This window comes from Brevundimonas sp., from assembly GCF_031412435.1.
GTDB lineage: Bacteria > Pseudomonadota > Alphaproteobacteria > Caulobacterales > Caulobacteraceae > Brevundimonas.
In genome coordinates this window covers 1-12,564 of record NZ_JANODA010000062.1, presented here as the reverse complement: position 1 = coordinate 12,564, position 12,564 = coordinate 1, and the positions used below count along the sequence as shown (strand labels likewise).

At 68.3% G+C, this 12,564-nt stretch carries 15 protein-coding genes; 7 read left to right on the top strand and 8 right to left on the bottom strand.

Going from position 1 to position 12,564, the window contains the following annotated elements; all coding sequences use genetic code 11:
• From RMO01_RS12095 to RMO01_RS12085, 3 genes are all read right to left on the bottom strand, one after another.
• Positions 1–1,097 (bottom strand): protein phosphatase 2C domain-containing protein (locus RMO01_RS12095; RefSeq protein WP_309629310.1); only part of this gene is annotated, 1,097 nt, incomplete at its 3' end.
• Positions 1,078–2,007 (bottom strand): FHA domain-containing protein, encoded by a 930-nt coding sequence (locus RMO01_RS12090; RefSeq protein ID WP_309629309.1) that lies wholly within the window; start codon positions 2,005–2,007, stop codon positions 1,078–1,080. The genes RMO01_RS12090 and RMO01_RS12095, both read right to left, overlap by 20 nt.
• Before the next feature lie 161 nt (positions 2,008–2,168).
• Positions 2,169–3,152, bottom strand: a complete 984-nt coding sequence (locus RMO01_RS12085) for a polyprenyl synthetase family protein (protein WP_309629312.1) — start codon at positions 3,150–3,152, stop codon at positions 2,169–2,171.
• Between the two features lie 270 nt (positions 3,153–3,422).
• Here RMO01_RS12085 and RMO01_RS12080 point away from each other — a divergent pair, with 270 nt between their 5' ends.
• The 3 genes from RMO01_RS12080 to RMO01_RS12070 all read left to right on the top strand — a co-directional run bounded on the left by RMO01_RS12080 (position 3,423) and on the right by RMO01_RS12070 (position 6,161).
• Positions 3,423–4,082 carry a methyltransferase gene (locus RMO01_RS12080; RefSeq protein ID WP_309629311.1) on the top strand — a complete coding sequence of 220 codons (660 nt, stop codon included), beginning with the start codon at positions 3,423–3,425 and terminating at the stop codon, positions 4,080–4,082.
• A 190-nt stretch (positions 4,083–4,272) separates the two neighbouring features.
• Positions 4,273–5,538, top strand: a complete 1,266-nt coding sequence (locus RMO01_RS12075; RefSeq protein ID WP_309629308.1) for an amidohydrolase family protein — start codon at positions 4,273–4,275, stop codon at positions 5,536–5,538.
• An 11-nt stretch (positions 5,539–5,549) separates the two neighbouring features.
• Positions 5,550–6,161 (top strand): TIGR02466 family protein, encoded by a 612-nt coding sequence (locus tag RMO01_RS12070; RefSeq protein ID WP_309629307.1) that lies wholly within the window; start codon positions 5,550–5,552, stop codon positions 6,159–6,161.
• Between the two features lie 3 nt (positions 6,162–6,164).
• Here RMO01_RS12070 and RMO01_RS12065 read toward each other — a convergent pair whose 3' ends face one another.
• The 4 genes from RMO01_RS12065 to RMO01_RS12050 are packed head-to-tail and all read right to left on the bottom strand — an operon-like array spanning position 6,165 to position 8,559.
• Positions 6,165–6,602, bottom strand: coding sequence for a DoxX family protein (locus tag RMO01_RS12065; RefSeq protein WP_309629306.1), 438 nt, complete (start codon positions 6,600–6,602; stop codon positions 6,165–6,167).
• Between the two features lie 11 nt (positions 6,603–6,613).
• On the bottom strand, positions 6,614–7,384 hold the full coding sequence (locus RMO01_RS12060; RefSeq protein ID WP_309629305.1) for a putative DNA-binding domain-containing protein: 771 nt from the start codon (positions 7,382–7,384) through the stop codon (positions 6,614–6,616).
• Positions 7,377–8,246 (bottom strand): DUF692 domain-containing protein, encoded by an 870-nt coding sequence (locus tag RMO01_RS12055; protein ID WP_309629304.1) that lies wholly within the window; start codon positions 8,244–8,246, stop codon positions 7,377–7,379. Before RMO01_RS12055 ends, RMO01_RS12060 begins: the two co-directional genes overlap by 8 nt.
• Positions 8,247–8,256: 10 nt before the next feature.
• On the bottom strand, positions 8,257–8,559 hold the full coding sequence (locus tag RMO01_RS12050) for a DUF2282 domain-containing protein (protein WP_309629303.1): 303 nt from the start codon (positions 8,557–8,559) through the stop codon (positions 8,257–8,259).
• 191 nt (positions 8,560–8,750) lie between these two features.
• Here RMO01_RS12050 and RMO01_RS12045 point away from each other — a divergent pair, with 191 nt between their 5' ends.
• Together RMO01_RS12045 and RMO01_RS12040 are read left to right on the top strand one after the other, a co-directional pair.
• Positions 8,751–9,284, top strand: coding sequence for a sigma-70 family RNA polymerase sigma factor (locus RMO01_RS12045; RefSeq protein WP_409013076.1), 534 nt, complete (start codon positions 8,751–8,753; stop codon positions 9,282–9,284).
• Positions 9,274–9,909 carry a DUF1109 domain-containing protein gene (locus tag RMO01_RS12040; protein ID WP_309629301.1) on the top strand — a complete coding sequence of 212 codons (636 nt, stop codon included), beginning with the start codon at positions 9,274–9,276 and terminating at the stop codon, positions 9,907–9,909. The genes RMO01_RS12045 and RMO01_RS12040 overlap by 11 nt, the downstream gene beginning before the upstream one ends.
• Before the next feature lie 4 nt (positions 9,910–9,913).
• On the opposite strand, the gene RMO01_RS12035 is transcribed toward RMO01_RS12040, so the two are convergent.
• Positions 9,914–10,546 (bottom strand): TetR/AcrR family transcriptional regulator, encoded by a 633-nt coding sequence (locus RMO01_RS12035; RefSeq protein ID WP_309629300.1) that lies wholly within the window; start codon positions 10,544–10,546, stop codon positions 9,914–9,916.
• 115 nt (positions 10,547–10,661) lie between these two features.
• On the opposite strand from RMO01_RS12035, the gene RMO01_RS12030 reads away from it, so the two are divergent.
• Complete coding sequence (locus tag RMO01_RS12030) at positions 10,662–11,414, top strand: SDR family oxidoreductase (protein WP_309629299.1); 753 nt, start codon at positions 10,662–10,664, stop codon at positions 11,412–11,414.
• An 81-nt stretch (positions 11,415–11,495) separates the two neighbouring features.
• Positions 11,496–12,413: an alpha/beta hydrolase-fold protein gene (locus RMO01_RS12025; RefSeq protein WP_309629298.1), complete on the top strand. Its 918-nt coding sequence runs from the start codon at positions 11,496–11,498 to the stop codon at positions 12,411–12,413.
• Positions 12,414–12,564: the final 151 nt, after the last annotated feature.

Sequence of the window (12,564 nt, the reverse complement as noted above, 5' to 3'; positions counted from 1 at the left end):
TCGACAGAGCTGCCCGGCGCGGGCGCGGCCTCTTTCACGATGGCAACGGCAGGTCGGACTTCGGCCGCAGGGCGGGTGATTTGCGGCACTTCGGCTTCGATCTCGATCGGGGCGCTGCGCGGAGGCTCGGCCCTGGGCTTGGGCAGCGTGGCCACCGGAACCAGCGCAGGTGGCGCGCCCAGCGGGACCGGAGCCGGCGTGTTGAGCGGCACAAGGCCGGGATCCGCGACGACGGTTGTCAGCCGTTTTGGGCGTGTGACGGCCATGGACGGGCGCGGGGGGCGTTGTTCGCGGGGGCGGGCGCTGGCGTCGTTGACCTTGATGATGGTGAAGCTGATGTTGTCCTGATCGGGATCGTCCAGCCGGACCAGCTCTTCCAGCAGCCGTTCGGCGATCTCGGTCGACCGCTTGCGGCTGTACCGGCCCACCAGCCGCTCGATCTGCGCGTTGGTCAGGAACTGCAGCCCGTCCGAAGCGCAGACCACGATGTCGCCCGCCCGCAGCTCGACCGGCTGCACCGGGCAATCCACCTTCGGGATCCGCGTGCCCATCAGCACCGAGATCAGGCAGTTGCGGTCCGGATGGTTCGCCCCCACCTCGGCATCCATCAGCCCCGACTTCACCATGTAGTCGATCTGCGGCGCCATCGAATGGTCTTCGTTCAGCTGGCTCAGGCGGCCCGCCCGGTACAGAAACAGCGGGCTGTCCCCGACCGAAATCCACCACAGCCGGTTCTCCACCAGCGCCGGCACCACCAGCGTCGCCCCCATCCCGTCCGTCTCGGGGTGGGTCCGCGTGTGCTGGCGCAGGGTCTCGTTCGCAAGGTTCGCCACGTTGCGCAGGATCTCGGGCGCCCGGGTCTCGAAGGCCTCCACGTCCGCGAAGTGGAACTTCAGCTCGGAGTAGACCTCGGTCAGCACGATCTTGCTGGCCACGTCCCCCGCCGCATGCCCGCCCATCCCGTCGGCCAGGACCACGAACCCCGCCTCGGCCCCCACCGGGAAATCGGCGGTGATCGCGTCCTCCTGATAGTCCCGCGCGCCCTGGCTTATCCCAGAGGCCACGTCATAGCGCGGCTCACGCGATCGCCACATCATGGCCATCCTCCCCGGCTTCCGAGACCGACCAGTTGAACGCAGGCGTGCACAGCACCTTCAACAGAAGCGTCGTCTCGCCGATCTGGATCTCGTCGCCGTCGCCCACCGTTTCGGTCGACAAGAGCGGCTTGCCGTTCAGCCGAACCAGGTTCGACTTGCCGCCATGCCCGATGTGAAACTGATGCGACCCCGCGTCATAGGCGATCGCCGCATGGTTCTGCCGCGAAATCGCCATGTCCCCGAAATCCAGCGCAACCGTCTGGTCAGACCCGCGGCCAATCTGCGATACACCCTGCGATACCGCAAAGGCCGCCCCCCGGCCCGGACCTTCGGTGATGATCAGCCAGCCGGTCGGGAACTGCACCACGCCCGCCTTGCTGCCCGAATCGCCGAAAACGTACATCCGGCCATCGTCGAAAAGCGGCACCACCGCAGCAGGCTGCGGCTCGAAGCCCAGCACGCGCGTCTTGGTCCTTGACGGGCGGCGGCGCGGTCCGTCCATGTCCCGGGCCATCGGCGCGGGCGCGGGCATCGGAGCGGCGGGGCTATCCTCCATGTCCCAGATGTTGAGCGTCGGCTGCGGGCCGTCCTTGGCCACGGTGGCGCTGTTCGCTGTCTGGGTCAGAACCTCAGGGGCGCTGTCGGAAAGCTTGGGGAACCGGCCGGCGGCCGGCCCGTCGCCGACAGCGACCGAGCTGATGGCGGCCTTGGTTGCCTTGATCTGCTCGGTCTCGGAGCCGCGCGGCTTCGTTCCGTAGCGACGACCCCTTGGCTTGCGGCGCAGAAGCCAATCGAAGAACCGCATTCCGCCCCTCTTCCCCCCCGCATCATACAGCGGAGCCACATCTCGTACCGACGACACCGGACCCGCAGGTTGCTTCGGCCGTCTTTCACCGCCCGGCGCACCCATACCGATGCGCAGAGCCTACATATGAAGACCCTGTTCGTGCCATTCAAGCGCACGAAGCAAATCTGCCTTCCTCCGTTCTCTATCCCAATTCGTATAGACAGACTTTGACCAAAAGGTGATGCCAATTCGGTCATTTCGCGTTCGGCTGACGTTGAATCCGTTCACAAAACCCGGTCTATGACGAAATCCACAAGCTCAAATAGCATTGCACGCAACGGATGCACGGGCAAGTTGTCCAGCGCCCGTTTGGCCTGACCGGCCCATCTCAGCGATTCCGCGCGCGCCGCTTCGACCGCACCGTGGCGCGCAAGGATGGCGATCGCCTCTTCGAGGTCGCCGTCGCGCTGGTCACCTTTTTCGATCACCCGCTGCCAGAAAGCACGCTCGGCCGGGGTGGCGCGCTGGACCGCCTTGATCACCGGCAGGGTCAGCTTGCGTTCGCGGAAGTCGTCGCCGGTGTTCTTGCCGAGCGCCTCGGACGAACCCCCGTAGTCGAGCGCGTCATCGGCCAGCTGGAAGGCCAGACCAAGGTTCAGGCCGAACGAGCGCACGGCCGAGGTCGTCTTCTCGTCCGCGCCGATGCCCACGGCGCCGGCCTCGGCGGCGGCGGCGAACAGTTCGGCGGTCTTGGCCGAGATGATCCGCAGATAAGTTTCCTGATCCAGGTTCAGGTCGTGGGCGCGGGTCAGTTGCAGCACCTCGCCCTGGGCGATCACGCTGGAGGCCTGGGCCAGGATGCCGAGCGCGCGGAGCTGCCCCGTCTCGACCATCAGTTCGAAGGCGCGGGCGAACAGGAAGTCCCCGACGAGGACGCTGGTGGCCGAACCCCAGATCAGATGGGCTGCGACCTTGCCGCGACGCCGCTCCGACCCGTCGACGACATCGTCGTGCAGCAGGGTGGCGGTGTGGATGAACTCGACCGAGGCCGCCAGCTTTACCGGATTAGCCAGATCGACATCGGCAAAGGCGGCCGTGGCGGCGCGGGCGGCGGCGATGGTCAGCAGCGGACGCAGCCGCTTGCCGCCGGCCGCGATGATATGCTCGGCCAACAGGGGAATGACCGGCACGGGGGACTGCATGCGGTCGATAATCAGGGCATCGACTGCAGCCATATCGACCCTGGCCAGCGCGACCAGGGCCTCCACGTCGCCCTGAGCCCGGGGGGCCTTGGCGCGGGGAGCGGTCAGAGTGACGGCATCCAACGGAAAACTCTCTCAAAAATCACGATGCGCGGGGGAGATCGCATCGCACAGGCGTCGCGGCGGCTTGCGGCGTCGCGCTCGGGCGGACAATGGTGACCGCGCCATGAAGGGTCAAGCCGCGTGACCGTCGCATCCTCGCTGTCTCCCGTCGCGAATTCCCTCCTGAATGGAAGGGTCCGGTTGATTCAGCCTGCCCACGGCTATCGCGCAGGCATGGACGCCGCCCTGCTGGCCGCCGCCGTGCCGGCAAAGTCGGGCGATCGGGTGCTGGAGGCGGGGTGCGGCGTGGGCGGGGTGTTGACGCAGATCGCGGCGCGGCGCCCGGGCGTTTCACTGACGGGCGTGGAGCGTGATGCGGTTGCCGCCGGACTGGCGGTCGAGAATGCGGCGCTGAACGGGCTTTCGGGCCGGATGGAGGCGATCAACGCCGACATCGCCGAAGGATTCGCCGCGCTGGATCGACCGCGCTTCGACTGGGCGATCTCGAATCCGCCTTTCTTCGACGACGAGACGGCGTTGCGGGCGCCGGCGCCGACCAAGCGCGGGGCGTGGATCGCCGACGACGGTCTTGCCGCCTGGACCCGGTTCCTGTCCGACGGGGTGCGCGACGGGGGACGGATCGTGGTCATCCACCGGGCGGATCGGCTGGCGGACCTGCTGGCGCTGCTGGGCGAGCGGTGCGGGTCGTTCGCGATCCGGCCGGTGCAGCCCTACGCCGATCAAGCGGCCAAGCGGGTGCTGGTTCATGCCATCCGATCGGGGAAGGCTCCCCTCCGGCTGTTGCCGGCGCTGGTGCTGCATGACCGGTCGGGAGCGAAGCATGCGCCGGAGGCCGAAGCGATCCTGAGGGGCGAGGCGGCGCTGGACTGGTGAGTCCAGGGAGTCTAATCGCTTGAGAGTTTGAGGGATTTGATTGGACCCAGAGTCCAGCCTGTCCAGAGGAGTCCAGGTCCCTCCCGCATGTGATGTCCTTTCCGAGAGCGCCGTCACCCTGACATGCGACCGCGTCAGTTGCGGACGCAGGGCGGGTTGCCGGAGGCGAATGAAAGCAGGAAGGTCCGGCATGCGCCTGATCCTCATCCTCGCCGCCCTGTTGTTCGCCCTGCCCGTCCAGGCCCAGGAGGCCTTGCTGCTCCGCCCCGACCGGGTCTTCGACGGCGTCGATCCCAGGCCGCACACGGGCTGGTCGGTGCTGGTGCGCGGCAATCGGATCGAGGCGGCCGGTCCCGATATTCAGGCCCCTGCGGACGCCCGCGTCATCGACCTTCCCGGCCAGACCCTGATGCCCGGCCTGATCGAGGGGCATTCGCACCTGTTCCTGCATCCCTACAACGAGACGAGCTGGGACGATCAGGTGCTGCATGAGCCCCTGGCCCTGCGCACCGCCCGCGCCGTCAACCACGCCCGCGCCACCCTGATGGCCGGCTTCACCACCGTGCGCGATCTCGGCACAGAGGGGGCCGGGTACGCCGACGCCGGCCTGCGCCGCGCGATCAACGAGGGCATCGTTCCCGGCCCGCGCATGCTGATCGCCAGCCGCGCCATCGTGGCCACCGGAGCCTACGGCCCCAAGGGGTTCGAACCCGGCGTCGAGGTTCCGCTGGGCGCCGAGGAGGCCGACGGCGATGATCTGGTTCGCGTGGTGCGCAGCCAGATCGGGGCGGGCGCCGATCTGGTGAAACTCTATGCCGACTACCGCTGGGGCCCCGGCGAACCGAGCCGGCCGACCTTCTCCCAGGCCGAACTGACCGAGGCCATCGAGGCTGCCCATTCCGCCGGGCGGCAGGTCGCCGTCCACGCCGGCACGGTCGAGGGGATGCGCCGCGCGATCCTCGCCGGCGCAGATACGCTGGAGCATGGCGATGCGGGCACGCCGGAGATCTTCCGCCTGATGGCCGAACATGGCGTGGCCCTGTGTCCCACCCTCGCCGCGACCGACCAGATTACCCGCTATCGCGGCTGGGACGGGTCGGAGCCCGCGCCGCAGAACGTCCTGACCAAGCGCGCCGCCTTCGCCGCCGCCCGCGCGGCCGGGGTCGAGATCTGCATGGGCGGCGACGTCGGCGTCTATGCGCACGGGAACAATGCGCTGGAGATGGAGCTGATGACCGATCAGGGCATGCCTGCCGCAGAGGTTCTGATCGCCGCCACCTCGGGCAACGCCGCCATCTTCGACCTGACCGACCGCGGCGCCGTCCGGGCGGGTCTGCTGGCCGACCTCGTGGCCGTCGAGGGCGACCCGACGACGGACATTTCCGCCGTCCGCGCCGTCCGGCTGGTGATCCGGGACGGCCAGATCGCGCGCGACGTGACGGCCCCGGCGCGCTAGAGCCCTGCCCCATGTCCCTGCGCCCCCTCTTCGTCACCCAGGTCTATGAGGCCTCGCTCGCCATCATGCCCGGCTTCGACGGGTTCAACGCCGAACTCGCCGACGCCTGCCGCATGCTGGCGGTCGAGGACGGCGCCGGTCGCGCCTGGTGCAAGTCACACGGCTATCGCGGCTACACCTCCTACGGCTCGCTGAACGACCTGCCCCACCGGTTGCCGGAATTCGCTGAGCTCAAGAAGCATCTGGACCGCCACGCCCTGGCCTATGCCCGCGCCCTGAACTTCGACCTGGCCCGGAAGCCGCGTCTGGACACGATGTGGGTCAATATCCTCAAGCCCGGCGGCGCCCACTCCGGCCACATCCACCCGCACGCCTTCCTGTCAGGCACCGTCTATGTTGACGTTCCGGACGGCGCCTCCGCCCTGAAGCTCGAAGATCCCCGCCTGCCGATGATGATGGCGCGTCCTTCGGTTGATCCGGACGCGTCAGAGGCGGAGCAGCCCTTCGTCTACCTCGCTCCAAAGGCCGGCACGGTGCTGATGTGGGAAAGCTGGTTGCGCCACGAAGTGCCGATGAACGCGGCAAAGGCCGACCGCATCTCGATCAGCTTCAACTACGCCTGACGATCAGGGCAGCTTCAGCAGCGCGTCCAGACTGAACCGGCCGGCCCCGAAGCGGATCAGGTACAGCAGCAAAGCGGCCCACAGCAGATGGGTGGGCCAGCCCAGAGGATAGACGAACACCTCGATCACCAGCGTCATGCCCAGCAGGGCCAGGGCCGAAAGGCGGGTCATCAAACCCAGCACGATCAGGATCGGGAACAGGTGTTCGGCATAGGTCGCCAGATGGGCCGCGATATCGCTGGGGATCAGGGGGACCCGGTATTCCTCGGCGAACAGGTAGTAGGTGCTGTCGGTGATCGTCAGCAGGCCCTCGACCTTGGTCCGGCCGGACAGGAAGAAGACCGCCGCGATGGCGATCCGGACGACCACGCTGAGGGCATCGACGGGCAGGAGCCGCTCGATCCAGTCCACGACGGGCTGGAGGCGTAAGCGGCGGGGCATGGTTATGTCGGTCAAAGGCTCGGCTCCATATCGATTGCGGTGAAGACGCCGGCGCCCAAAAGGCCGGCGAACAGGGTGGGCAGGACGGTGGCGGGGTCGACCAGGAAGGCGGCGGATGCGGCCTGTCCCAGCGACCGCCCGCGGTCGCAGGCGTCCAGGAAGGCCCGTTCGGCAGGCGTGAGACGACGCGAGACCACGTCCATACGAGGGCGCAGGATGATCAGGCCCTCGGGCGTCTCCTCCCAGGTGACGGTCTGACCGGGTTCGGCGTCCGGGCGGTTGGCCAGCCAGATCGACGGCACGCTCCAGTCGAACCAGAACAGATGCGCGGATGGATGCAGTCGCGCAGTCGCGCCGAACAGCCGGGCGGACGGCAGGCCGGTGACGTCGGCCGCCAGGACCACCGGGGCGTCGATGGCGCGATGCGCCTGGCTCCAGGCCGCATCGAGGCGGGCGACGGGCGCCAGGTATCTCAGCGTGGCCGCAGGCGGGAACCGCTCCAGCCAGTCGGGGAACCCCGCTCCGAACGCGTCCATGACCGGCGATGCGGGCGGCTGATTCCCGCCGAAGATAAGGGCGGCGTCGCGGAACCAGTCTTGTCCGACCAGGCGCTCGACCGTGGGATACAGCGCGGCGAGGGCGTCGGCGCGGGCCTTGGCCGTCGTGTTGCGATAGACCCACAGACCCGCCTGCGGTCGCTCGCCGGCCGCCAGCCACGGATCGAGCGCCGTGGGACTCCCGCCCAGCGCCGCCTCGAACGCGTCCATGAAGGGCTCACGCACGGCGCGCCTCCGGGCATTGGCGCAGAATCGCGTCGGCGATGTCGCGCTCAGCCATCAGCACCTCGAAGTCCGGCAGGTTCTCGTCGCGCTCGATCAGGGTCAGACGCGGGCCGATGCGGGCGACGGTCCGTTCGTACAGGGCCCAGACCGCGGCCGAGACCGGCGCGCCATGGGTGTCGATCAGAAGATCCTCGCCCCACAGGTCGTCGGGCGCATGGCCGGCCAGATGGATCTCGCCGATCGCGGCCGCCGGCAGGGCGTCGAGGTAGGCGACGGCGCTCTGCTTCAGATTGCTGGCGCTGACGAAGACATTGTTGATGTCCAGCAGCAGGCCGCATCCGGTGCGGGCGACCATGTCGGACAGGAACTCGGGTTCGCTCATCTCGTGGCCTCTGAGGTCCAGATAGAGGGAGGGGTTCTCGATCAGCAGCGGGCGGCCCAGGGCGTCCTGCGCGGCCGAGACGTTTTCGCAGACCCGGTCCAGCAGACGCCGTGTGCGCGGAAAGGGCAGCAGGTCCGGATGGTAGGTGTCGCCCCGCACCGACCAGGCCAGATGCTCCGACATCACGAAGGGCTCGTAGCGGTCGGCCAGGACCTTCAGCCGGCCGAGATGGTCGGGGTCGGGAGGCTGGTCCGCCGCCAGCGACAGGCCGACCCCGTGCAGGGACAAGGGCTTGTCGCGGCGCACGGCGTCCAGCCAGGCCAGGCGCGGTCCGCCGTCCACCATATAGTTCTCGGGATGGACCTCGAACCACAGACCGGCCGCCGGGCAGGCCAGCGCCTGCTCATAATGCCGGGCCTTGAGACCCAGGCCGGCGGTGGGCCCTTGGGGGGACGGCCCGGCGGTCGATCTGTCGTTCATCGGGGCCGGATCAGCGGTTGGCGATCGCGGTCAGCGAACCGTTTCCGCGCGGCGTCCGGATCGAAGTGCAGGTGCCGGCCGGGACGTTCTTCCAGGCGTTGCCCTGATAGTCGCGAACAGACGTCCCCGCGCAGGTCGTGCCGGGGCCGGCGGCGCAATCGTTCTTGCCGGCCAGGGCGACGCCGTAGCATTTCTCCATGCCGGCCTGATTGCCATGGGTGGAACGGTCCTGACCGGCGGCCTGGGCCAGACCTGCGCCGGCCGTGAGGGCGGCGGCGGTGGCGGCGGCGATCGCGAGATGAGTGCGGTTCATGGTCGTCTCCTGAGTTGGACCGGCCACAGCGACCGGATGCCCAGGAGTTCGCAACCAGCGACGCCGGCGTTACACAAAAGACCGGGCGAATATTTTCACTCCGGGACGTCGACGACGTGTAACCGTTCCGTCCGGGTCGACGTAACACGGGCAGACGCGTGACAGATCGTGAAGCCCATTTTCGAGCCTTGATGCTCCGTGGCCTGGAGGGCGACGCGCCGGCCTGGCGCGTGCTGCTGTCCGAACTGGGCGCGCATCTCCGTCCCTTTTTCATCCGGCGCCTGTTCGACGGCGGCGTCGACGCCGAGGATCTCGTGCAGGAAACCCTGATCGCCATTCACGCCAAACGCGCCACCTGGGATGCGAACCAGTCTTTCACCGCCTGGGCCTATGCGATCGCGCGGCACAAGCTCATCGATCATCTGCGTCGTCAGGGCCGTCGCCCCACCCACCCGATCGAGGAGGCCTCCGACCTGTTCGCCGAACACACCGTAGAGGACGGCGCGACACGGGCGGACCTCGGCCGATGCCTGTCGTTGCTGCCCATGCGCCAGCGGAGGCTGATCGAGGATGTCCGGTTGCGGGGACTGTCCGTCGCGGAGGCCGCGCAGCGCCACGGCTATACCGAGACCGCCGCCAAGGTCAGCATCCACCGCAGCCTGAAGGCGCTGTCGGCGAAATTCGCTCCCGTCACCGATCGGGAAGGCGTGCGCGATGAAGACTGATGACCTGATCGACGTCCTGTCCGCCGATCTGGCACCGGCGGGTCACCTTGATCGGCGCCTGATGCTGTGGATGATCCCGGCCGCCCTCGTCGTCCTGATCACCGTAGGCCTGTGGCTGGGCTATCGCGAGGACCTCATGGCGGCGATGCGGGGGCCGGTCTTCTGGGCCAAGGCGGCCTATACGATCGCCATGTCGGTCGGCGGGTTCTGGCTTCTGGACCGCCTGGGTCGCCCCGGAGCGTCTCCGCGCGCGCCGTTGATGCTTCTGGCGACCATCCTGATCCTGGTCATAGGCATGGCCCTCTATGAACTGGCCGTCATGCCCATGCCCGAGCGGATGCCTGCGGTCATGGGTGACAGCGCCCAGGTCTGCGCGCCCAATATCGCCCTGCTCAGCCTGCTGGCGGCGCCCTTCGTCTTCTGGGCCGCCCGGGCGTTCGCCCCGACCCGGCCTATGCTGGCGGGCGCCGCTGCGGGCCTCCTGACAGGAGGCCTGGCCACGACCCTCTACGGCCTGCACTGCCCCGAGCACGCGGCCGCCTTCGTGGCGGTCTGGTACACGATCGGAATGGCCGTCGCCGTGGCCGGAGGCGCGCTGATCGGACGGCTCGCCTTCCGTTGGTGAGCGCCTAGTCGCGAGTCAGCGGCTCCCACGCCGCCATTGCTGAACTGACTACCGAGTTCAGGACATCGGCGTCCGCTCCTGACCTTACGGTGACGGTCAGGCCCCGGTGAACGGCGGCATAGAACTGGGCGATCGCGCGGGCGTCTGTAATCGCCGGAAGTTCGCCTTCGGCCATCGCCCGCCGGATGCGCGCCTCCATGGCGTCGACGCTGCCTGCCTGTCTCGAGCGGAGCGAGGCCGCGAGCTCGGGCGACAGGTCATGGGTCTGGCTGCAACCCAACACGACCATACAGCCTGCCGGGTTCTCGCCCGAGGTGAAGGCCGAAACCGACATTCGCAGCACGGCCTCGATCTGGTCCCGCGCGCGGCCCGGTCCCGCCAGCGTGCCCCAGAAGGCCTCGCCGAACAGGTCCTCATAGTGCTGCACGGCCTCGGCGTAGAGGGCCTCTTTCGAGCCGAAGGCGGCGTAGAGGCTGGGCGAAGCGATGCCCATGGCGGCGGTCAGGTCGGCAATCGACGCGCCCGCGAACCCCTTGGCCCAGAAGACGCGCATGGCGGCGTCGAGCGCCTGATCACGATCGAAGCTGCGGGGACGGCCCCGAACCGGCGGGGACGCCGGATCGGGGGACGGCGACATTCGGACCTCATTTTTTGCAGATCGATACATAATCCCTTGCGCTTCGGGGACAAGCCTCCCAGCTCGTTCTGTGCCAATCGATACAGAATGGCCGAACGCAACAAGGATCATCGAAATGACCGCCTCCTCCCTCCCCCTTTCGGGCAAACGCGCCCTCGTCACCGGCGCCGCGCGCGGCATCGGCGCGGCCATCGCCCGCCAACTGGCCGCCGACGGCGCCGACGTCGCCATCACCTACGAGAAGTCCGCCGAAAAGGCCGAGGCGCTCGCCGCCGAGATCCGCGCGCTGGGCCGCAAGGCCGTGGCCATCCAGGCCGATGCGGGCTCGACCGAAGGGCCGACGAAGGCCGTGACGGACGCCGTCGCCGGACTGGGCGGACTGGACATCGTTGTAAACAACGCCGGGATCGCGGGCGAACGCCTGTTCGCCGACCAGTCGCTGGAGGAGATCGACGCCCTGCTGAACGTCAACATCCGCGGCGTCTTGCTGACCACCCAGGCGGCCCTGCCGCATCTGGGCGAAGGGGGCCGCATCATCTCGATCAGCAGCGTCCTCGCCGACCGGGTGCCTTTCGCCGGCGTGACCGTCTATTCCGCCACGAAGTCGGCGCTGGAGGCCTTCACCCTCGGCCTTTCCCGTGAGGTCGGTTCGCGCGGGATCACGGTCAATCTGGTCAAGCCGGGCGCCACCGACACCGACATGAACCCGGCCGACGGCCCCAACGCCCCCAGCATGCTGGCAGGCATCTCACTGGGGCGCTACGGCCAGCCGCATGAGATCGCCTCGGCGGTCGCCTTCCTGGCCGGGCCGGGCGCAAGCTACATCACCGGGACCAGCATTCTGGTCGACGGCGGCATCGGCGCCTGATCGGGAGCGAGGGGGCCGCGCGCCCCCTCGCCGCCACATTCAAGCCTAGGCTCCCCCGGTAAAGCTTCGGGGGAGTCGGGTATGAAGGCGTTCGGACTGGTGATGGCTATGCTCGGAGCGATGGTCGCCGCGGCCTGCTCGGAGCAGGCGGATGCTCAGTCGTCGCCAACTCCAGACGCCCGGACCGAGGGCGCCCCCTACGTCCTGACGGGCACCCAGGTCTGGACCGTGCCTGACCCGGTCTCCGGCCGCGACTATGAGGTCTTCGTCAGCCTGCCCGCCAGCTACGAGGCCAGTCCCCAGCGCCGCTATCCGGTGCTCTACGTCACCGACGCCGACTACGCCTTCCCCATCATTCGCCAGATCGCCCGGCGGGTGAATCTGGACGGTCCCGTGATCGAGGAATTCATCCTCGTCGGCCTGTCCTACTCGCGGGGCGACACCGGAACGGTGAGCCGCAACCGCGACTACACCCCGACGCCGAACGGCCCCCGGCGCGCCAGCACCACCCTGCATGGCGAAGGTCCGGCCTATCAGACCTATCTCAAGACCCGGGCCATCCCCTTCATAGAGGGTCGCTTCCGCGCCGATCCCGCCCGTCGCGTTCTGCTGGGCCACTCCTACGGCGGCCTGCTGGGCGCCCAGATCCTGTTCACCGACCCAACCCTGTTCCGCGGATATATTCTGGGCAGCCCGTCCTTCTGGTTCGACAGGCGTCACATCATGACGATGGAGGCGGCCTATGCCCGCAGCCATGACGACCTGCCGGCCGAGGTCTTCATGTACATCGGCGCCCACGAGGTCCCTGGCCCGGGAGCTCGCAACACCAGCGGTCCCGACATGGTCGCCGATGTGCAGACAATGGAACAGGTGCTGAGGTCCCATGACTATCCGGGCCTGAGCGTCCGATCGACCGTGCTGGCGGACGAGGACCACCTGACGGTCGCCCCCGCTGGGTTCACCCGGGCCCTGCTGGAGATTCTGCCCGCGAAGCGCTGATCGGTCGCCGCCTTCAAACCGCCTCGCCGGGCCCCTAGGGTTTGCCCTTCGGCGCGGCGGTCGCTACATCCCGCGCCTACCTCCCCATTCGATTTTGACGACAGGGCGCACCGCACCTCATGGCGCAGCAATATATTTTCCAGATGCAGGG